Annotated in this window: 16 protein-coding genes and 4 pseudogenes; 9 read left to right on the top strand and 11 right to left on the bottom strand. The window is 57.6% G+C overall.

The window, feature by feature from the left end; translation table 11 throughout:
- The coding region (locus ACEW8Q_RS11105) for a hypothetical protein (protein ID WP_373504121.1) at positions 1-181 on the top strand (181 nt) is incomplete at its 5' end.
- A gap of 628 nt (positions 182-809) precedes the next feature.
- On the top strand, positions 810-2609 hold the full coding sequence (locus ACEW8Q_RS11100; protein ID WP_373504120.1) for a hypothetical protein: 1800 nt from the start codon (positions 810-812) through the stop codon (positions 2607-2609).
- A gap of 282 nt (positions 2610-2891) precedes the next feature.
- Here ACEW8Q_RS11100 and ACEW8Q_RS11095 read toward each other — a convergent pair.
- Positions 2892-3080 (bottom strand): annotated as a pseudogene (locus tag ACEW8Q_RS11095) (transposase); the annotation flags it as partial.
- A gap of 77 nt (positions 3081-3157) precedes the next feature.
- Between ACEW8Q_RS11095 and ACEW8Q_RS11090 the strand changes: the two are divergent.
- Positions 3158-3286: pseudogene (locus ACEW8Q_RS11090) on the top strand (transposase domain-containing protein); the annotation flags it as partial.
- A gap of 172 nt (positions 3287-3458) precedes the next feature.
- Here the strand turns inward: ACEW8Q_RS11090 and ACEW8Q_RS11085 are convergent.
- The 10 genes from ACEW8Q_RS11085 to ACEW8Q_RS11040 form a co-directional block, all read right to left on the bottom strand.
- Positions 3459-4250, bottom strand: a complete 792-nt coding sequence (locus tag ACEW8Q_RS11085; protein WP_373504119.1) for a sulfotransferase — start codon at positions 4248-4250, stop codon at positions 3459-3461.
- A gap of 7 nt (positions 4251-4257) precedes the next feature.
- A complete protein-coding gene (locus tag ACEW8Q_RS11080) occupies positions 4258-4668 on the bottom strand; it encodes a hypothetical protein (protein WP_373504118.1) in 411 nt (136 codons plus the stop codon).
- Positions 4646-5377: an SDR family NAD(P)-dependent oxidoreductase gene (locus ACEW8Q_RS11075; RefSeq protein ID WP_373504117.1), complete on the bottom strand. Its 732-nt coding sequence runs from the start codon at positions 5375-5377 to the stop codon at positions 4646-4648. Before ACEW8Q_RS11075 ends, ACEW8Q_RS11080 begins: the two co-directional genes overlap by 23 nt.
- Positions 5378-5390: 13 nt before the next feature.
- Positions 5391-6647, bottom strand: a complete 1257-nt coding sequence (locus tag ACEW8Q_RS11070; RefSeq protein ID WP_373504116.1) for an AMP-binding protein — start codon at positions 6645-6647, stop codon at positions 5391-5393.
- Positions 6644-6889: a hypothetical protein gene (locus tag ACEW8Q_RS11065; RefSeq protein ID WP_373504115.1), complete on the bottom strand. Its 246-nt coding sequence runs from the start codon at positions 6887-6889 to the stop codon at positions 6644-6646. Before ACEW8Q_RS11065 ends, ACEW8Q_RS11070 begins: the two co-directional genes overlap by 4 nt.
- Positions 6890-6900: 11 nt before the next feature.
- Positions 6901-7677 carry an N-acetyltransferase gene (locus ACEW8Q_RS11060; protein ID WP_373504114.1) on the bottom strand — a complete coding sequence of 259 codons (777 nt, stop codon included), beginning with the start codon at positions 7675-7677 and terminating at the stop codon, positions 6901-6903.
- Positions 7678-7686: 9 nt separating this feature from the next.
- Positions 7687-13566, bottom strand: a complete 5880-nt coding sequence (locus tag ACEW8Q_RS11055) for a glycosyltransferase 61 family protein (RefSeq protein ID WP_373504113.1) — start codon at positions 13564-13566, stop codon at positions 7687-7689.
- Positions 13567-13584: 18 nt separating this feature from the next.
- Entirely contained in the window at positions 13585-14700 is a 1116-nt protein-coding gene (locus ACEW8Q_RS11050) for a DegT/DnrJ/EryC1/StrS family aminotransferase (protein WP_373504112.1), read from the bottom strand.
- Complete coding sequence (locus ACEW8Q_RS11045) at positions 14697-15101, bottom strand: FdtA/QdtA family cupin domain-containing protein (RefSeq protein WP_373504111.1); 405 nt, start codon at positions 15099-15101, stop codon at positions 14697-14699. Before ACEW8Q_RS11045 ends, ACEW8Q_RS11050 begins: the two co-directional genes overlap by 4 nt.
- Before the next feature lie 274 nt (positions 15102-15375).
- Positions 15376-16400, bottom strand: a protein-coding gene (locus tag ACEW8Q_RS11040) for an IS630 family transposase (RefSeq protein ID WP_373504110.1) whose coding sequence is annotated in 2 segments (ribosomal slippage) — positions 15376-15951 and positions 15954-16400 — 1023 coding nt in all. Because the reading frame shifts where the segments join, the coding sequence is not laid out codon by codon here.
- Between the two features lie 287 nt (positions 16401-16687).
- Here ACEW8Q_RS11040 and ACEW8Q_RS11035 point away from each other — a divergent pair.
- From ACEW8Q_RS11035 to ACEW8Q_RS11010, 6 genes and pseudogenes are all read left to right on the top strand, one after another.
- A complete protein-coding gene (locus tag ACEW8Q_RS11035; protein WP_373504109.1) occupies positions 16688-18466 on the top strand; it encodes a carboxylesterase family protein in 1779 nt (592 codons plus the stop codon).
- A gap of 334 nt (positions 18467-18800) precedes the next feature.
- A pseudogene (locus ACEW8Q_RS11030) lies at positions 18801-19115 on the top strand (ISL3 family transposase); the annotation flags it as partial.
- Positions 19057-19182: pseudogene (locus ACEW8Q_RS11025) on the top strand (hypothetical protein); the annotation flags it as partial. The pseudogenes ACEW8Q_RS11030 and ACEW8Q_RS11025, both read left to right, overlap by 59 nt.
- A 15-nt stretch (positions 19183-19197) precedes the next feature.
- Complete coding sequence (locus tag ACEW8Q_RS11020; protein WP_373504122.1) at positions 19198-19725, top strand: transposase; 528 nt, start codon at positions 19198-19200, stop codon at positions 19723-19725.
- A gap of 281 nt (positions 19726-20006) precedes the next feature.
- Positions 20007-21362, top strand: a complete 1356-nt coding sequence (locus ACEW8Q_RS11015; RefSeq protein WP_373504108.1) for an IS1380 family transposase — start codon at positions 20007-20009, stop codon at positions 21360-21362.
- A 266-nt stretch (positions 21363-21628) separates the two neighbouring features.
- On the top strand, positions 21629-21903 hold a 275-nt coding region (locus tag ACEW8Q_RS11010; RefSeq protein WP_373504107.1), incomplete at its 3' end, for a hypothetical protein.

Raw genomic sequence — 21903 nt, 5'->3', positions numbered from 1 at the left:
GATCGACAAGGCGACCAATCTCGAGGCCATCGCCAAGGCCCTCAACATCGGCCTCGACGCGCTGGTGCTGCTCGACGACAATCCGGCCGAGCGCGCCCAGGTCCGGAAGGCCCTGCCCATGGTCCGCGTGCCGGAAGTGCCTGAAGACCAACTGATGCTGCGGCTCGAAGAGGCCGAGTAGATCGAGTCCGGCAACGAAGCCGAGGGCGGGTGGAGCGAACCGGCGCGAGTTCAAACCCGTGCCGCGAAGCGCCGCCGCAACCGGGGTTCGTTGCCAGCCCATCTGCCGCGGACCCCTGCTGCCAGGGGGCTCTGCACCGGATTGGCGAGGATGTCCGTCGTCACACCGGCCCGCTTGCTGCTATCAACCTCGGCCTTCTCCAGCCAGGGGTGTTCCCTTGGCGTTAAACTGTTGCCCGTGCACAAGGCCGCCCAGGAGATGCGCGGCACCTTGTTGGCAAGTGCGACTACGGCGACATTCGGATGGGCAAGCGTTAGATTCTATCCAACAGAAGAATTTTGTCTTCTGATGGATCACCAGGGGCGGTATGCTCTGCCTAAGTATCATTGATTCTAATTGAAGTTTCGATCTCAGAATGTTCGCGGTACGGTGACAAGAAAGCTTCATTGTTGCGGAGTCTGATTGTTGGTCGTGTCCATTTGGGAGATTGATTAATGCGCTGGGGTCCGCAGGCCACAAGTCATGAACACAGGCACAATTTGACATGATTGGCATAACATCGGCCGTGCGCCAGGATGGATCGGGCAATGATGGTGTGGCTTGCCTGGTCGGTCTTGAGGCAAGGCCCATGTTTGGCGAATCGTTGCAGACCCGAGCGGAGAGTTGGACGACGGATTGGGACGAGGAGCGTCTTATCTGTCTGGTCAAGGCGTTGGTCTTGGCGGGACTCTGGGCGGATGCGGACTTGTTGATTTCGCGCATGGGCGACCGTTTGACACCTCAGAACGTGCGCGCCATTTCCCATGCTTCGCTTCAGAGCCGCTGTGCCCTTTTCGCGAGGCTTGCGTTCTCTCAGGCTCTCAGGCAACTACGCCCAATCCTGAACTTCGGTTGCGATGTAGGCCTGACGGATCCGGAACGGGTCATACGCGCAATGCGCACAGCCCATCCCCGCAATACGGAGCTGGTGGCCAGTCTTGGCTGTGAGTGGTTCAGCAGGCTTAGGCTCTACGCTCAGGCAATCAATTTCTACCGTGAGTCCGGGCAGATCAATACGCCGGATTTTATCACTGCCGAGTCCTATCGCACGTCGCTGATCGGAATGAACCGAACAACTGACGCGGAGGCATATCTAGCCGATCTTGCTGTCGGACGGGACTGGAATGGCATGAGTCCCAAGCTGGCGCTGAATTGTGCTAGGGCCCTTGCACAAACTGGACGGAATAAGCGTGCAGCAGAATTCTTCAATGCATTGCAAGCCGAAACGATTGGCGATCCTCCCCGTGCCGTGGCTCCTGAGATCCGCCGGCATGCCACACTTGAAGTAGCTGCGCAGGAGCGGATTTTGGGAGGGGCGGCGCGGGCACTCGAGGTCGTGCAGAAGCAACTCACGCAGTTGCCGAACAATCTGTCTTTGATCGTGAAGCGGATCGCTTTCATTTTCCGGAGCTCAGGCGAGGCAGAGGCCATGGCCGAAGCGCTCGCTGTCGTCCGCAAATATCCCTGCTCGATGGAAATCGTACAGCTCATCAGCAGTATTCCTTTTAGTAATGCTGTAATAGCGCGACTGCTTGATGCGCGGGCTGCAGCAGCTGGTAACACGTCGATTCCGACGAAGATGGCAATCATGTTGATGCGGCTTGCCTTGAGTGTGGATCGCGAGGACGAGGCCTATGCGCTGGCGGCGGTACTTGGCAATGAGGAGCTCCATGCGCGGGTTGTGCTTTCAGGGCGTCTTAAGCGAAGCAATCGCCTAAGCGGCAATATCCGAACAACTGGCTTCCAAGTAGCGCGGGGAAACGAGGGTGGCCCTGCCTTGATTGTCTTTCCCGGTATCAAGAACCGCGTTTCCGGATGGCCCATTCAGTATTTCGACAGCCTGATTGCAAAGCGCGGCGTGACGGCGATTTATGCCTTTGACGAAACGCAGCGCCTGTTCCTTTTTGGCGCCGACGGGATCGCTAGCGACGTTGATGGCGTGGCGGCACACATCGCTCAAATTCCGGAAGTTGCCAATGCGAGCAAGGTCCTGACACTCGGAACATCAGGGGGTGGTCTGATCGCTGTGCGCGCGGCTCTTGCGATGCGAGCTCAGGGATGTTTGACTTTCGGGGCAAAAACCATCCTTGGCCGGCCAGCCCCGAATGTTCCCGATCTCGGACTCGAACGGCTTGCCCAGTTTGCGGCCTGCCTCCCACCGCGGGACCGCGATCTGCGCAAGGCTTGGTCAGACAACAAGTACCTTCACGCAACCATGTTCTATGGCGAGGATCATGCCCCAGACGTAGCTCATGCCCAGCGCATAGCCGACCGTAAAGGAGTCGATTTGCGACCGGTTCCGCACGTCCGGGAACACGACGTGTTTACGCCCACGCTGGAAAGCGGCACGTTCGAGGTGGCGTTGGATTGTCTTCTTGCCAGCACCTGATGGCAGGGCGCGACAATGATAATGCCATACGAGATGGCCAATGGATAGAATTTGACGCTTGATTCCCAGGCATTGCGGCGACGATGAATTTGCAGGGGCCCACAGTCCAGGTAGAGGTCGTGAACCACCAAGGACGATCTCCATTCGCCCCGCAACCGGCACCTGCGTACCATCTCGTGTCGTGGACCTCGCCATGCCGCCGCTGGCTTCCGGCACTGACGGGACAGCTTCGCGTTCCGTGATGACCGCGGGCACGAAAGCCACATCATCTTCAGCGATGCCAAGCTTGCCTTCACGGGCCTGCCGCCGCCATGTGAACAATTGGCTGGTGCTCATTCCGTGCCGTCGCGCCGTCGCCGAAACATTCCGCGGCACGACACAACTCTCCGCAACGATCCGATGCTTCGCCTCCGGCGTCCATCGACGACGGGCGCCCGTCGCAACAACCTCAAGGCGGGAAATCCTCGGCATAGGCGTATGGTCAGTCATACGACTATGTCATCATCACCAATCCCAACAGACAAGACGGCCCTCACCGAAGGGACACGAACAGCATCGATCCCGAAGCCTATCTCCGCTCCGTCTTAACTCGCATCGCCGATCATCCAATCAACCGCATCGCCGAATTGCTCCCGTGGTACTGGGCAAGCAACCAACCACACGCTCAGGCCGCGTAACTCACCGGGCACTTACGTAAAGACAGCGCTTACGTAATATCTACACTACTGTCGCATAGGGCAGTTCGTTCGCCGACTTGACAGAGGAGCCTGTGGATACTTCTTCACCGAGGCCGGTTATTCAAAGTGAACGGAATCCGCTCAAAATCCTCACAATCCCACTTGGTGGGGATCAGGCGTTGTAGTCAAATCTCTCGATCAGCTTCCCGCAGATACGCTCGACGACTTTCGCATATCTGTCGGCAAGCGGACTGAGGCGGCGCTCGATGTTGATGGGCGAATGATATTTCGGCGAGAACCAAGGGTCGGACTTGGCTCTTTCCTCTTTGACGCCAGTGCCGCTGTTCCAAACCTTCTCCGTGGAAATGTCGGTATAGCCGGTGAACTTGCCCAAGGCCTCGATGACCGATGGATCGTTGAGGTCTTCATATCGGAAATGGAATTGCCGTGGCCTGAGCGTTTCATTGTCGATATGTTTGTAGCTGCGCAGATACTCCCGGGCAGTTTCGGCGGCGATTTCGGGCGTGAAGCTATCGCCGGACCGCTCAACGACTTCCTGGCGCGAGCGTACGACATCGTATGGGTTGCGCACAACGGTGACAAAAGCGGCCTGACCGTCCATCAACTCATTCACCCAGTGAAACGAGGGCGTGAGAAGAGGGTCCTTTACGCAGAGCGTTTCGGGATCCCTCAGGACCGTGTTCAGGTAGTTGAGGGACAAGTCGACGGTTTTGCGGATGTGGGCGCGAAAATGGGAACGCTCGCGAAAGAACGCATTGGTGTGGGCAGTCCAGCTCTGCACTCCCACGGCGTAGGAAGTGAACAGAGGCCGCATGAAGCTGATTTCCGGATGATAGCTATTGTTGTGCGCCGAGGTACACAGCAAGGCGTGGGTCACCGTCGTGCCGGAGCGCGGCGCCCCACCGACGAAGACGATCCGCTTGTCAAAATCATATTTCTTCATCGATACGCTACTTTCCTTTCCTGCCCACGGCTACCCAATGGGTGTCAGTATCCAATCTGACAATCTCTATATCCAACTCTTTGTCATCTATCATCTTGCCGCTTTTCACGAAGCGGTCGAGGACGATAAGTGAGGGCTCGCCCAGTATTTTGGCAACGACCTCGACCTCGGTCCAGATCCGAAGGGCTTCTCCGCAATCTTTGCCGCTGAGCCGCCGATGCAAAAACTCCGGCGCTGGATGGACGCGGTCCTCGACATCGAGCGCATATGCTTCCGAGTTAGTTCGCGCGGGCGGAATGAACACGTGGCGGCGCCCTGATGCGTCATAGGACGCCGGCCCGGGTCGTACGCTGCCAGACAGCACATACCCGCCAAAGGCCTTTGCCAGTTCGACTTCAAATGGTGATGCCGCCGTCAACGAACAGAACCTGTCCCTGAATATTGGTTTTGCGGCCCACCACGAGGTCCACGACATGCCATATGTTTTCGTCGCTGGAAAGTTTGCCGGACGGTGTGCGCCGCTGAATGGTCGCCATCTGTTCCGGAAGCAGCACCGAGGACATTTCCGATTCGAAGAAACCGGGCGCTACGCAATTGACCATTATGCCGGCCTCACCGACCTCGCGGGCCAGAGACCGCGTCATGGCATCGAGATAACCCTTGGAACCAGCATAGACCGACAGACCGGCATACCCGCGCGATCCGCAAATTGAGCTGATGCTGCAGATATTGCCATGCCCCTGCGGCAGCATCTTCTTGATTGCCGCGCGAGTCAGGATGGTGGGCCCAACGATATTGATGTCGACGATCTGGCGTATCGTATCCATGTTCGCATGGATTAGAAGTTGATCCTGCCCGATGGCGGCATTGTTGACAACACTGTCTATGCCACCGAAGCGCTTGTGCACGTCGTTGACGAAGGCGTTGACGGCATTCGCATCGACGGCGTCGACGGACTTGAAGTGATAAGCGTCCTTGTATGTCTCGGCAAGATGGTCGACGGCCGGAGTGTGCGACCTGGCGAAGGTTGCCACTCTGTTACCGTTCTCGAGGAAGCGCTCGATAAGGTACAATCCCAATCCCCGGGACCCGCCGCTGACGATGATGCTCTGGTTTCTCGTGTACACAGATGTTCCCTTCTCAACTCTTCAGACTGGACGACAACGGGATCCCCTCGAGAAATTGCCACAGGCGCGGAATCGCATAATCCGCCAGTTTGCCCGTGCAATGGGCCACAAGCATTTGTTCTGCCTGTTCCTGTTCCATTGGCGCTTTCAGCACCACGGCGGCAATCGGAAGATGACCGACCAGCGGTGCCTTGCGAGCGGTCACCTTGGTCCAAGCCACTGTTGGATGCGACATCAGGTGGGCCTCGACATCATGGGTAAAGGCTTTCTGGCCGCCAACATTAATCATGGTGGTGCCGGAGCGCCCGCAGAAATAAACTCTGTCATTGCGAATCTCGATCAGGTCGCCGGTATCGACCCAATCGCCGCCCGAAGTCCTCGTGCAGTACTTCGAGCGGATGAACAGGCGTCCATCCTCGACTTTCACGCCAATCTTGCGTTGCGGATCGTTCAGGACCCTGACGGGAAAGCCGGCAAGGCCGTCGCTAACAACAATGGCAGCGCCTGTTTCAGATGAGGCATAAATGTGGCGGATGATCGCCTTAGGATAGATATTGCGGAGTTGATCAAGGATCGCCTGGTCGACAACTTCGCCGCCGATGGAAATGCTGTTGATTGGTGAGACTTGCAGGACATCACGGTCGGTCGCGAGAAGGACGAAGCGCCAGAAAGTCGGCGTTGATGATATGGCCGTGATCTGGCCCGTCGCCAGCGCGCGCTCGAAACTCGCGGCGAGGTCACCCGTTTCGGCTGCATAGAGGTTCTGTCTCTCAACGAGAAGGCCCAGCATCACCATCTGGTACCAAGCATAGGAGCCAATCTGAAACGGCAGAAACCAGGTCTGCGTGTCTGCCTGCTTCATGCGGTCAAAGGTATTCAGGGTTTCGCGGTCGTGGGCAATCAGCTTCAGCAGGCCCGTTGATCCTGACGTCAAGACCGTGATGCGGCCGTGGACATGATCAACCGTAGCGGGGGCGGTTACCGTGGCCGACCCCGCAATCGGAACCGGCCAGACGCCATTTTCATAGCAGCGCACTTCGACCTCCGGCGTTAGACGGCTCCGTTCGATGACGCCCCAGTCGAGGCAGTTGGTCAGTCCGTAAATGACAGCTGCGAGGGCTTGACGATTGTCATCAACGACGAACAGCACGCGATGATCAGCAAAGCGCCCGGCATCGCCAAGGGCATTTTTCGCTATGTTGAGCAGTCCGCTCCAGTTTGTTTGCGCACCGCCCGTCCAGACGAGATTGTTGGTGAAGAGTTCACTCATGCGGCGCGGGAGGCTTCGGTAAAGAAGTCGACGACATCTTTAACAGTCACGATGCGGCGCATCTCAGCAGCATCGAACGACAATTCTCGTCCAATCTTGTCTTCAATGCGAAGCGCAACCTCGGAAAAATCCAGGCTGCGAAACTTCGCATCCCGCGTGCTGAGGGCCATGTCCGAAATCGCAGGCAGGCCTCGCTTGGTGACGACCAGATTCATAAGGTCAAGAATTTCGCCAGCATCCATTTCTTATTCTCCTAAGCCTTCGTCCGTGCCTGAAAGTGGGCAGCTTCCTCGTTGATCTCGGCAGCCAATGTTCGGATGCGCTCGTGCGTACGGTCCGGATAGGCATCAGTGAAATGCCTAGGCCAAGGGTGTTTGGTGCGGGTCGGCAGATGCAGCATCAACCTGACCGGGCCAGCAACTTCGCCTGCCGCTCCTGTTACGATGACCCCGGGGGGGATATCGCCTTGAGCGACGGCTCCCGAGGCGATCAGGGCGCCTCTCCCGATGATCGCGCCGGGCAGGCACTGGGCGTTGACGCAAATGATCGCCATGTCCCCCACTGTCACCGGCTCGAAAAGATGGGACGGGGGAAGCGGGTCGTTCATCAGCGTGGTCAGCGAGAAAATCCACACAAAATCGCCGACCACCGAGCCCTTGCCAATATGGGCATAGGCATGCATGCGGACAAAGTCGCCAATCTTGCAATTACCCTCAATATCCGACAAATTACCTATACGTAAGTTTTCACCGATGACTGTGCCTTCGCGGATGACTACGTGATGTCCTGCTTCCAGTTCCGGCCCGATGGTGGAGCCTTCATAGATGACGGCGTGGGACCTGATCGTCGCCCGGGGTCCAAGTTTGAGATATGGAAGGCCCTTCGCCATGGCGGGGCACCCGATCACTGAGAAATCCCCGATCTTACAGCCGTCTCCGATTTCGACATTGCCATATATGCGCACGGCATGGCCGATCGTTACATTTTGCCCAATGCACGCGGCTGGGTCGATGAGCGTTTCTCCAGTCATGATATCCAACTACTTCGTGCTAGCGTCGCGCATGATGTTGTCCACGACGCGCTGCATGTCTAGAGAAAATTCGCTGTTGTCAACGAATGGCGGATTATCGGCCGCTGAAAGAAGGGCGGCGGACAGAGTTTTACGCCGCTCCGGATTGTTGCCCAGATCGGCGGCCAAAGCCACATATGCTTCAGCATCATTCACAAGTAGCTCTTCGAAGCCATGTGATTCAATGAGGAATTGGTCGATCGACCGGGTGCTACGCCGCCGCATGGTGACCGGAGGCACGCCTTGGAGCAGGGCGAGATGAGTCATAGTCGCGCCGCCATGCGGGAATGGATTGAGGTAGATGTCGGAAATCATCAGGGCGCCTTCGGCTTCCTTAACACTGAGTTCGCCGAGAACGACGATCGATGTGAGCGGGAGCCCGACTTCGCTTGCCATTTCCTTGAGTTGCCGGTTGAACGCAAAGGCCTGCGACCGTGACACCCAGCCCGGATTGTAGGGCGCGAACATCAACTTCCCCATTGGAATTGCCTTGGCGACGCGCATCATCGTTTTAAGGCAATCATACCTGAGCTTCTGCATGGAACCACCATTCATTAGCACGACGTCATCTTCCGACAGGCCCAAGGCCTGGCGGGCCAATGGCCCATGTTCACGAATCTTGATGGCAGTCAGATAGTTGATTACGGGTCCTTTAACCCGGATCAACTTCTCCGTGTAGTTGGCCTGATCGACTTCGCAGGACAGGTCGTCACTCAGGCCGGTTACATAGGCATCGAACGAGGGGAAGCCTGTGGGCATCGGGACATGCGAATTGAGCACGATCTGCCTAGCCGCCACCCGATGGTACAAGGCGAGATCCAGTTTCTGAATACCATAAGTTGTGGCGTTGGCCAAGATGAAGAGATCGAGGTCGTCGTCGAGAAGTTTGGACCGCAACCTGACCTTATCATCCATGAGACTCACCTGACGATCGAAGACGTTCGCCATCAGCTTGCTGAATTCATCGTCGGCAACGACGACCCGGTCGCGAAAGCCAATGGAATAAGCAATGAGCTCATAGCGCGAGCGGTCAAAGTTCTTGAAGAAGGCGATGATCGCCTCGCTGTCGGGACCCTTGGCGAAGGTGCGGACCAGAACGCCCAAACGAATCCGGTCACGTCGAGGCCTGACCGACTCCGTCTCAGGCCTCTCCGGGGGCAGGGCATCACGGAGCGCCAGGATCTCGAGCAATCGGTTCCGGTGGGACCAGATGTCCTCCAAAGGTCCTTCGAGCAGAAATAATTGCCCAAGATCGAGTTGAGATGCCACCTGGGCCACGCGGTTGCGAATGCCTTCCGGCCTGTCGAGTGTCAAGTTATCATGCAGGAAGTCAAGTAGCTTTGGAACGAATCTCCGGTACGCGTCATCATCACCGGCCCGGAACGGGTAGGGCATAGCCACAAGCCAGTTTAAATAGCAGCCGAGTACATCGTCAGGCACGGTTTCGAGATCGACAAACAGCGGCAGCTTGAAAGCTTGCCGATAAAGCATGGCCAATCCCAGAAAGCGGCGGAACGCATCGTGATGAGGCTCGGTCCCCAGACCGAAGACATCCGGGATTGCTGCGACCGATACATAAGAGCCACCCTCCGTTGTTGCCTGCGCAGTTCGCAGGAATTGCTCGAGTAGGAAGAGTGTCTGCAGTTCATCGTCGTCATGATCGTCCAACGTGGCCAACCCCGAGCGCACGCTGAGGCCGATATTCTTGAAGAATTCTTGCCCAAACAGGCCTTGCAGAACATGGCTATTGGTCATCAGCAGGCCGTTTCTCGCAGCCCTACGTAATGCGACAAGGCGCTTGTCAAAGACCTCGGGGGTCAATTCGGCGGTTAATCCCCACGCACTGGTGATCACGTGCGCCTTGTCGTTGGCCGCATAAAGGTTCTCAAAGACACGGACCGGATCTGACGACATATCATCTATGTCTGCCGCAAAGCCGGTTTCCGAATGTTTGGTAAGTTCCAATTCCATGAACGGGCTGAGCAAGCGCAGGGGGATCGTGAAGTTATCCTGTACGGCGGGCCGCGCACCTCCGGCGGAGCCGAATGCGTGCCAACCCACAATGTTCGTTACGTTTAAACCTAGGATACTTCCCATTATACTCCAAGTATAGTAATTGGTGCCAGGTGCGTCCGAACAGAGCACGTAGACCTCAGTACCGGGACGGGCAAAAACGATGTTGGACAGATCGTTGCTATCTTGCCCGACAATGACGTCTGCGCTGGCCGCCAGACGCATTTGTTCGTAGAAACTCTGGTAGATGCAATCGACGATAGTGAATCCAAGCTTCTGTAGTTCGATCGCGATTTCAGGGCCGTTGAGCAGCTTACTGAATTGCCCAGTGTGGCGAAAGAAGACACGTTTCGGATTCTTTTCACTACGCGCGCTTGCTCCTAAATCATTGAGCCAGCGCAATGCCAGCGGATGATATCGCATCTGGTCGGACGATACAGGATCAAGCCTGTCACGAACCAGAGTCTGGCTGCTCCCAGCATAAAGATCACGGATGCTGTAACTAACGCTTCTCGACAAACGCAAGACTTGCCGCAAAGGGAACAGCAATCGCAGAGCCTGATAGAATTGTCCCGGCATGTCCGCATCGGTTAAGAGCGGGACTTCAGGCGGAGCCATCTCGTCCGCAAGCCGGATTCTCGTCGCAAGATCAAACAGGAAATGGAAATAATTCCTGCTATTCGCCCCTGTAGCAAGTATTCCCGATTCGAACGCTCCATGGCCGTTTTGCCGAAACAGCAAGACTTCCAATATGTTTAGGGCGATGACGGGGCCGTATTCTCGCGCACCGTCGTCAGGCGGCGCGCAACCGGTCAGCGTTGGGTCGAGCCAAACTCCATCACTGGTGATGAAACCATCGCTGCCACCAACTACGGTGACGTTGTGCCAACGTCTAGCAGCACCCTCTGGCGCCCAATAACTGCCAGATGGCGGTGCGATGTGATGCGTCGACACCACATTCGGGCGGTCCACACGCACTTCGACCCCCGAAAACACGAGGTGCACATCTTTGATAGCTTGATCGGCGAGACCAGTCTCTGTACCGAAGACCGGGCCTTCATAGGTCTCACTGGCGATGAGTTGGGCGCTGAATGGCCGATGTTCAACCACCAAGGTGGGGTGCGGTGGCGCATTGCTGGGATGGATGGATTCCTTGAACATGCTGACGGCGGAGTCGGCCGCGTCCGCACGCATGAACTCTTTAGCAGACTTTCGGTACAATCTGCCGAGATCATCCGACAGTGGGACAGTGGCTATTGCGCCGGCGGCACCCTGTTCCAGATAGTCCAGCAAGGGCGCTGCTTGGGCGCGCTCAGAAGGAACCCGCTTTGCATAGGTCGTGGGGTCGAAGAAGGGGTGCGGATGGTGCCCCCTGGCTTGTCCTTCGCGGAGGTAATAGACAAGCGGATTGGTGTGTCCGGAGATTTCGGTGTGATAGTGCCGCAGGTAGTACTGGAGCGAAAACCAGGGATGCGGATCAATATTGTGCACGATGCCCTGTGCCAGAAAATACAGCACAGGATGCGTGATGCTTCGCTCGAGCCAAGGCGCCTGCTGGCGCACGAAATTCGCATCCACTAGCGGGTGGGTGTCGCCCGCGTACCGGCCATCGACGATAAGCGACAGGACTGTTTCCGTGTCTACCAGCGTACCCGGCCGATAGCGTTCGACGCAATCGGCAGAGAGCAAGGGATGCGGCGAACGCTCAGCCGAATTGCCCTCGATCAAATAGGCCCAGAGAAGATTTGGCGCGACGCTGGTCCATGAATTCACGCTGTTCCCGCAGAAAAAAGATGGATTAAACAGAGGGTGCGGCTGCGGCTCGTTCGCCGATGGCGCCGGCCCCTGGACATAGCCAAGCAGCGCCTTTAATCTGCTAAGTCTGCCGGCGACAATGCGCGACATGTCGACCAGCGGATGCGGATTGTGACCCTCGTCGGCGCCGCGAAGAACAAAGTGAACAAGCAGAGCGTCCTCACCGGCACCAAGCGGCAAGGCGCTCCTGTAGTATGCGGGATCAAACAGCGTGTGTGGGGAGACCGTTTGCCCGTTTTGCAAATAAAGTTCAAGAACCGATGCTTGCTCCTCCTGGTCACTTTGGGAAACGATACCAATGGTCTTCAGTGATCTGCGGCAATATTCGGGATCAAACAATGGGTGTGGCGAGAAGCCAAGGACCTCGCCGCGACTGAGATAGTGAGTCAGTGACCGATGCTTGGCGAACCTCTTCTCCGGCTCGGGCAATTGGTTGAGGTAGTGAGTTGGATCGAACAGGGGATGCGGGCGTCGTCGCTCGGCTTCGCCATTCCTCAGGTAGTGGACAAAGGGATCGATTCCCGCTTCTGCCACGTCCGGATAGAGAGAAAGATAATAGGCCTTGTCAAAGATAGCCTTAATGGTCTCCGCCCGCCTCATGTCGAGCGGTTCTCGCCGCCGCCCTTCAGTCGCCATGACGATCGCATTGAAGCGCTTGGTAAATTTCTTCGGCGTGAAATGCGCCAGATACCACGCCCTAGAACTTCTTGACAGCTTGTGAAGAACTTCGTCGTCCAGTCCGCCTTTCAAGGTTCGAAACAGATCGATGGGTTCCGACCATGTTATGGCCTCAGGTGGCCTATGGGTCGTGCCCGCGATATAGCCTGCAAATCCGTGATCTGCCACCCGTTCTGCGGCGCTGGCCAGCGGGTTGCCAGGCGGCTGGTATACAGCGACAGGGAGACCGGCATAGGCCGCCTCAGACATGCTGAGACCGCCGCCGACAGGAAACGAGCTCACAAACAGGTCGGCTTTTACCTGCAGGAGGCAGGAGGCCACCGAAGCTACTTCTCCTACAAAGCGAATGCGGTCCCGTGGTATCCGCACCTTGTCCATTGCCTCATGGACAGCGGCGGTAAACATTTGTGAAACGTTGCCGATGTGAATGTGCCGTCCGCGGGTGTTCTGCAGCAGACCGGCGACGACATCAGGGAAGTTCACAGGGCCATCAACTGCAAACTTATGATCGCCACCGCATGTGGCCGTCAGGAATGAACCGGAGGAATAGAATTCACGGTTTCCGGACTTAATCCACTCCATGAGTTCAGAAAGCGTTTCGGACGGTGCGAGTTCCGGGTCGTAAACAAGAGGCAGGGTGAGCACCCTGCTGTCTGGCATGTTCGCGAGGATGCGGTCTCTCTGTTCGGGGCGGATCGCCAGATGGGTGATACCTTGCAGCCTGGTGCAGGTTGTAGCGACCGTATCCGCGTGGCGCACGAAATAGAACCGCCGCCCATAGACTGGCGCCGTGGCATATGCAGCGATTGCCGAGATCACATCGCCCGGATGATGCAACAAGATTACTCGCCGCGCCGCAAGAGCCGACAACTTGCCGTAAAGCCAGACCAACCGATCGAAGAGTGCAAGCCTGCGGTTCGGATAGAGGGCGGTGACGCCTATGTCAGTCAGGCGCTTCACACTGTAGTCACGGTTGGCCTCCTGCAAACCGGAAAAAAGAACGAGATGCCGCTCTGTAGGCCTGGACTTGATCATCATCTCCAGAAGACGCCGATGACCGCCGGACTGATAGATTTCGGTCACCACATAGACGTTCGCCGGCCTGTCGAATCCAATATTAGTGACGTTCGTCGGCGCATGTTTCCTGGAAAGGTGGTCGGCGAAATATTGGCAGGACTGCTCCAGTTCAGACATGCCACCGTCACTGGTCCGGTTTGTCTTCGCGACCTGATCGCGCGCCCAGGTCGCCAGCGTTTCAATGGCAAGAACCGGGTTTCCCGATTCGAGCTGGTGTTTCACCGTGTGTTCGTGAGAACTCCAGTCAACAAGCGAAATGGCATCCATTCGTGCGGTTTCCGAAACCTAAATCGACCACACAACGCGGCGTAGGATCGCGGCAATCTCGCGTGCCTCGTGGGCGGCGAGATGTGGACCGATCGGCAAACTCAGGCACGTCCTGCAGATTTCCTCGGTCACTGGAAAGGACAGATGCCCATACTGATCGCGATAGGCTCCGCTGAGGTGGTTGGCGATCGGGTAGTGCATGGCAACGCCGACCCCTTCGGCCACTAGTGCATCCCGCAGCGCATCGCGTCGATCGTGCCTAACGACGAACAGATGCCACACTGGATCGGTTCCGGGTGCAACTTTCGGAAGTCGGAGGGCCGACACATCGGCCAATTGACTGAAATAAATCTGGGCAATCTCCTTCCGCTGGGCGTTCCACGCGTCAATGCGCGCGAGTTTCACCTTGAGAAATGCTGCCTGAAGCGGGTCGAGCCTTGAGTTTCCCCCCTGGGTATCGTGTTGATACTTGATTTCGGACCCGTAGTTGGCGATCTTTCTAACGGCCTTTGCCATATCGTCATCGTTGGTGACCACGGCGCCACCATCACCAAAGGCGCCGAGGTTCTTGCCAGGATAAAAGCTGAAGCCCGCGACTTCGCCAAGCATGCCAGTGCGAATGTTCTGGTCCCTGGCACCGTGAGCCTGAGCCGCATCCTCGATCAGCAACAGGCCATGGGCCGCCGCCAGCGACCGCAGGCTAGCCATATGCACCGGCGCGCCATATAGATGCACCGGCATGATAGCCTTGGTACGGGGTGAGATCGCGGCCTCGACCTTTGAAAGATCTATGTTCATCGTATCGGGATCGGCATCGATGGGGACAATGTCGGCTCCGACCTGCGATACGGCAAGCCAAGTGGCAATGAAGGTGTTGGCGGGTACGATGACCTCGTCGCCCGGACCAATCCCACAAGCACGCAGCGGCATCACAAGAGCCTCCAACCCGTTGCCAACGCCGATGCAGTGCTTCGCACCGCAGTAACTGGCAAAGGCGGCTTCGAAGTCCGACATAGCCGAACCTCCGATATAGATGCCAGAGTCCATCACTTGGTGATAGGCTGCATCAATTTGCTCTTTCAGCTCGGAGTAGGTGAATCGCACATCGAGAAATGGGTATTTAATACTTTTCACGGGTGGCTCCGATCAGGACTTCTCTGCGACGACCAAGCAAGAAAATCTTCGAAATCATAGATATAGTCTTCCTTTTCATAGGGTTTCGACGCCAGCACGCAGCAAACGGTGTCAGGCTCGACAAATCGAAGACTCCGCCACATGCCGGGCGGCACATAGAGTGCGACGGACGGAAGAGAAAGTTTGAAGGGCTCTTGGGTCTGGCCATCGTTGAGGGTCACCTCGCAGGAGCCATGCATGCAGATCATGAGCTGCTCGAGGAGCTTGTGTCCATGTTCGCCGCGGGTTGCACCCAGGGGCACGCCATGGAGATAATAGATTCTGCGGACGGTGAACGGCAAATCTCCGACTTCAATGACGCTGAGATTACCGCGCGCATCGACATAGGAGCTGATATTCATGAGAGTGGGCTTAGGGGGCGGCATCAATCATTCTCCGGCGAGGGTCGGACGCTTTTCAATACGTTGAACCGAAGATGGGCAGACGCTCTGAAAGCGGCGACCGCGAAAAACCGCCAGCCCTTACCTGCCGCACACACATACTCATGCGCATGTTATGTGACTTCGTATCTATGTCTTGACCCAAAATTGAAATTTCCCCCGCTACCAATTACTCATCACCCTGGGCACGTTTATGCCAACACCCGGCGATTAGTTCAATACCAATTCCCATTGATCAGAACCGATGGGCCCAATCACGCAGTCCGATGGACATAATGCGCCATGGCTGATTGACGAGGGTGTTCCAGGCAAAGCAGCAGTGGTCCAACAGGTTGTCGTAGGATGTGATCACACGGTTGGAGAGCCAGTTATCACGCATGAACTGCCAAGGGTTCTCGACCGGGTTCAACTCGGGACGCTTGGGCGGCAATGGCAAGAGGGTGATGCTGGCTTGCACGATGAGGCGATCCGATAGGTGCCATCCGGCCTGGTCGAGGATCAGAACGGCATGGCGGCCCGGCCCGACCTCAGTTGCAACCTCGGCGAGGTGCAGGTTCATCGCTTCGGTGTTGCAGGCGGGAAGGACGAGCGCCGCGCCCTTTCCTTCTTTCGGGCAGATGGCGCCGAAGATGTAGGTTGAGGCGGTGCGCTGGTCGCGCGGTGCCGAGGGCCTCGTGCCACGCCTGGCCCAGCTTCTGGTGATCTTGTTCTTCTGGCCGATGCGGGCCTCGTCGATGAACCAGATTTCTATCCTGTCGGGGCCAAGGCCCTGTTCGCAGGCAATCTCTTTCAGACGCGTGGGGAATGTCTTTTACATGTAGAATCCGCAATGGCACCTTCGGTCTGAGCATGATGCCGCGGCCTTGCCGATAGCTTGCGGTAGCCCATGGTACGGAGTTCCCGGCTCAGGGTCTGCTTGGCAATGACGATCATGAACTCCTCCCATATCCACTGGCAAAGATCCACCAGACGCCAGCGCTCGACACCATGGGCGGCGGGGATCGGGCTGCTCTCGATCATCTTCGCAATCACTGCCCGCTGTTCAGCATTGAGCCTCGAAGGTTGCCCGGGAGCCTTGCGGTTGACCAGACCACCCGGCCCATCGGCGTTGAACTTCACTACCCAGTCGCGGATGATCTGCAGCGTCACGTTGCCGATCTGTGCTGCCTCCGTGCGTGTCGCACCGTCAAAGATCGCTGCCAGGCACAAAGGCCGCCGTGCCTGTGGTGCATCCTTCGTCTTCCGCGCTAACGACCTCAATCAGACGGCGTCATAATCCCCGCGCAACGCGATTGGCATGGCGAACACCCTCCGTTCGCTACGGTGAATCAAGCAACAACTGATTTGTGAAGCCCCTAGTGAGTCACATTCTCAGAGATTCGGTATAATGCCCGTACTGGCTCGGTGGCACGCGAACAGAGGCAGCATCTGACGAAAATTTCCGTGGAACTATTTTGACCTGAAAGAGATTTCGAAGTGTATCCTGGACACGGATTGTCGGGCTTCGGCGTCAGACACGTATGGTGTATAGGCGGAATCGGGAACGCATGACAGAAGAGATCAGGTCGATGGAGAGCAGGATGCGGTTGATCGTGATGCTGGTCTGTGCGCTAAGCGTTTTCGGCACAGGAGGAGCGCTGGCAAACGGACCGCTCGTTAAGCTGGTGGACGGGTCATCTGTGGAGGGAGTGTCCGTTTCCATCAATGGGGTGAAGGTTTCGTCGTTTCTTGGCCTCCGCTATGCTGCTGCGCCGGTGGGCGATCTCAGGTGGCAGCCCCCGGTTTCCTTCACAGCTTCATCAGACAAACTTGACGCCAAGAGTTTTGGCCCGCCGTGTCCGCAGCAGGTGCGAACACAACGCAAGGGCTCCGATCCGTCGAGTGACCTGTCGGGAGACGAGGACTGCTTGTTTCTCAATGTGTGGACCCCTGCGGGGGGAGTTGCCGATGAGCTCCCAGTTCTGGTGTGGATTCACGGTGGCGGATTTGTACGCGGGGCAACGTCTGATCCTCGGTTCAACGGTGCTTGGCTGGCAAGCCAAGGGATCGTTGTCGTCACCATCAGCTACCGGCTCGGAGTCATGAGCACCCCGCCCCCCTTGTGGGCTTTTCTCGATGGTGACAACCAAGTCGAATCAGTTAATTTCGGACTCTTGGATCAAACGCTTGCCTTGGTTTGGGTTAAGGCAAATATCGCTGCTTTCGGCGGTGACCCGGCGCAGGTGACGGTGGCTGGTAGTTCGGCAGGCGGTGCCAGTGTTGGATATCTCGCCAGCAACCCCGCCGTTATGCACTCGAAGCTGTTTTCCAAAGCTATCATGATGTCATCGGGGGGGGGCGATCGGAAGTCGGCCTACAAAATCGCGGAGAATATGCTCCCACTGAATTTCCAGAAACTATGGGAATTGGTGATTGACCGGCTGGATGACAAGACATTTTGCAGTGCCTCCAGTGTTCCTGAAATCAAGGCGGACATGACCTTGAAAGTGGCAATGGCGAGCCAGGCAGTGGCCAAGGCGCTGCGTCACTGTATACCAGCCAGTGATCTCGTGGCCGCGTTCGGCAACACTTGGAGCAAAGCCGGAAAATTGGTGACGCAGGAATATCGAGCCTATCCGTTTCATGATGGAAAGACGGTTGTTACCGCTTCACAGGTTGACGGGTTTAAGCTGGGTGCGGCGCCCGGACTGCCTGTGATGATCGGTTTCGCGCGGGACGAGGCTACGGAGGTTGACAACCGTGGGCTCGCGTTGCGGGAAAAGGCGTTGGTCATGCGCCTGAAACGAGTAGGAATTGGTTCTGTCAGGAACTGGAATGATGTCGTTCGGCTCTACCCGGATGCGGATGGTAGCGTCGCGCTACCCCGAAGAACCTATGCCGATGTCACCTACCATTGGCCGGCCCAGATCATAGCCTGCCTGCAGGCAAGGACGGAAAGGAACGTCTTTGTCTACGAGTTCAACTATACATCGCCGCAGCGCAAACGCGATCCTGATGCAGGCGCTGGACATTCCGAGGATGCCGTCTGGCTGTTTGGCGGGCCTGTCCTAGCCTCGGGTCTAGGGAGTCGTGAGGGCCGGGTGGATGAGCGCGACGGGGCGTTTGTTTCAGGCTTCACAGGCGCAATTTTGAATTTTGTGAAATTTGCCGATCCGATGCGAGCTGACTTGAAATGGGCACCGTATATGCCGGGCATGAACGTGATGAAAATCGGCAACCCCGCTTTCGAGATGCGATCCGGCTATGATGCGCCGCGGCTGAAAGCTATTCAGGCGATGTCGAGCAACTACGGTATCGATTTCAGCCAAGATGGTTGCAAACCCTGAGGTCACGGAATGTGCGTGAACAGCCCGGCTTCACTCAATTTTCAGGGTCGTGACGAGGCTCATCCGTCCGCCGACCGTTAATTGCTGTCAAATTGTCAAATCTATTATGCCTCTTTTGAGATATGAGTGGTTTACCCAAGGTAATCTTAGACCCCATCCCTCTGTTCGACCGTGCAGACCATCCCTCCGTCCCGACCTTGCTTCCTGAATGGAAAGGCGACGTCCGGCGGTCAAGGATGGCCGCAGGCCACCGCGCCGCGGCGCGTAGCGTCCTTGAGGGCCGGACGTCGCCTTGCCATGCTGGGGGAGAAGCAGGAGACCGCAGGGAGATGTCATGAGTGTTCCGAACCAGCTCTTTGAAGCCGCCCTCGGCAGCGGCTCGCCCTGGTACGTCAAGGGTGTGGAGTTCGATGCGGAGAAGAGGACGTTGACAATCGGCATCGACTTCTCTGCGGGGGCGCGCTTCCCTGTTGCGGGCGCGGGCACCGCCCTGCCGGTTCAAGATACGGTCATCAAGCGGCGGCGGCATCTCAACTTCTTCCAGCATGAGTGTTTCCTGGAGGTCAGGACGCCACGGGTGAAGCTGCCCGATGGTGGTGTCGTCCAGGTGGAGCCGGACTGGTTCGGCAAGCTCGCTGGCTTCACCCTTCACCGGGGAAGACTATCGCAAGGTCTGTGCCCGGCTGCGGATACAAGGCGTGCGGACGGCAGCGCGCAGGGTGCGGCGGATCATGAAGGAAAATGGCCTGCTTGCGCCGCAGCGGCCGGCAGACAGGGCGGAACATCCCCATGACGGGACCATCACGACCGACAGGGTGGATCAGGTCTGGGGCTCCGCCATGACCCAGACGGTCACCATCGCCGAGGGACGTGCCTACGTCTTCGTCGCAGTCGACCATTGTTCGGGTGAGTTCGTCGGGACCCATGCCTCTTCCAGGGCCAATCGCTGGGAGGCCCTCGAGCCGATCCGGCAAGGAGTGGCAGAGCACTTCGACGCGGTGGAAGAGAACGCTGCGGCCGGTCTTGTCCTTCGCCATGATCACGGCTCGAACTACATGTCCGAGGACTTCCAGGACGAGATCGAGTTCCTCGGCATCCAAAGCTCGCCTGCCTTCGTGCGCCAGCCGGAAGGCAACGGCGTGGCGGAGCGGGCCATCAGGACGCTGAAGGAGCAGCTGTTCTGGGTCCGGCACTTCGCCACGGTCGAGGACCTGCGTCAGGCCCTGGCTGAGTTCGCCACGCTCTACAACACCTCTTAGCTGAGAGAGCGTCATGGGCACAAGACCCCCAACCAAATCAGGGCCGAACAGAAGGCCCTTGCATCCGAAGCCGCCACGGAGTTCAAATTGGCGGCATAATCGGCGCAGCCACATGTCTCATAACCGTGCCCCGGTACAGGACGAATCACGCTTCGCCAGCGTTAGAGCATCGGGCGGTCAGATTGAACCCGCATTCGCCAGATGACGCACTGATTTCTGGCTGGGTTCTCACGATTCAGGTATAAATATCAGGAGTTTAACCTGACCTGTATGAGGCTATCATGGAGAACCCGGCGGGTGAATCGAATGATGGCGCTCTCAGGCTCGAATTCGACCGCCGCCTGAAGCTTGAGTTCCATGGTTCGCGGATCACCTCCGATGCCGGGCTGCTGGCCTATCGCGAGCTCGACGAAACCCTCGGTCTCAGCGCCATGGCTGGTGACGTATTGGCCGACGCACGAACAGGGAAGAACGGCCGCCATGCTCTGGTGGGCCTGCTTCGGCAGTCGGTGTTCGGACGGCTTGCCGGATACGAAGACGTCAACGACGCCGAGCGCCTGCGCCATGATCCGGCGATGCGCTGGATTGTCGGTGGCAAGGCTGCCTCAGGCCGTGCGGCCTCAGCCAGCCAGATGGGCCGCTTCGAGACAAGATGGCTGACGGTGGAGAAGAATCTTTCCGCGCTCTGCGATCTGTCGGGCCAGTGGATCGACCGGGTGCATGCTCGTCGTTCGACACGCGTCATCGTGCTGGATATGGATTCCAGCGTCAGCCCGACCCATGGCGAGCAGGAGATGAGCGTCTGGAACGGTCACTTCGAATGCACCTGCTACCATCCGCTGTTCGTGTTCAACCAGTTCGGCGATCTGGAACGCTGTGCGCTTCGTCCCGGCAACGTCCACAGCGCCGACGGCTGGCGTGATGTGCTGGAGCCTGTCGTTGAGCGGTACCGGGAACGGGACCTGCGCCGCTATTTCCGGGGCGATGCCGCCTTCGCCTCACCCGACATCTATGAGTTTCTGGAGGCAGAGGGCTACAAGTACACGATCCGCCTCAAGGCCAATGCCATCCTTCAGGACCGTATCGGCTACCTGCTGACCCGTCCTGTCGGGCGGCCTCCCCACGAAGTCCGACGCCATTACGCCAACTTCCGCTACCAGGCAGCAAGCTGGACGACATCGCGTCGTGTGGTTGCCAAGGTGGAATGGCACCCCGGAGAACTTTATCCCCGCGTCGGCTTCATCGTCACCAACCTGACCTTACCGGCGAAGCGCGTGGTCGCCTTTTACAACATGCGCGGCACGGCTGAGCAATACATCAAGGAAGGCAAGGGGGCGATCAAGTGGACCCGCCTGTCATGCCGCAGGTTTGCCGCCAACGCAGTTCGCCTTCAGCTTCACGCTCTCGCCTACAATCTCGGCAACTTCCTGCGCACCCTGGCCACACCCGAGCCGATCCGGGACTGGTCGCTGACCTCTCTGAGAGAAAAGCTGATCAAGATCGGTGCCAAGATCATCAGCCACGGGCGTTATGTCGCCTTCCAGATGGCCGAAGTTGCTATCCCAAGACACCTCTTCGCCGACATTCTGCGGCTCATTGCAGAGTTGCGGCCACCGCCTGATCCATCACCGGCATGAACGGCCCGGTTGTCATGCGTTCCTGAGAAAACCAAGGGAGGACTACGCCCTGATGAAAGCGAAATTGACCTTCCCGGTGAGCAAAGCGCAGACATTACGGTTTTGGCGGACCGGTGATGCCATTTGCCCGGGTCTCTTGCCTCAGACGCAGAACTCTGTAAGCATCAATCTTTGAGTGCCGGTCGTCTGGTGGATGTCGGTTTCAAGACAACAGGCAGGCGGCAAGGCGACAGCTGGCGATTTTCAACCGCCCAAAGGGGGACATCATGGCCAATCTCGACATTCTCGGCGTGGACGAACTTACGGGCTTCGATCTGGCGCTGCTGGCCGGAATATCCGGCGCATCTTCGAATTTAACCGATGCGGACACCTCTCTGGAGCCGAGCCGGCTCGGGCAGCCTGATTGGCGCAGTCTTGGAAGCTGGGACTTTTCGGTACGGCTGACGGGCGAGTATTTGGGCTTCACAGCGACCGGAGGAGTCAAGGCCGATAGCGTCGGCTATGAAACGGAATTCGTAGGGCAACTTCTGAGTTGCGGCTG

Origin of the sequence: Aestuariivirga sp. (genome assembly GCF_041738905.1) — a bacterium.
Classification (GTDB): Bacteria; Pseudomonadota; Alphaproteobacteria; order Rhizobiales; family Aestuariivirgaceae; genus Aestuariivirga.
Note: the sequence above shows the minus strand (reverse complement) of the source record. Positions and strands in the feature narration are given on the sequence as shown.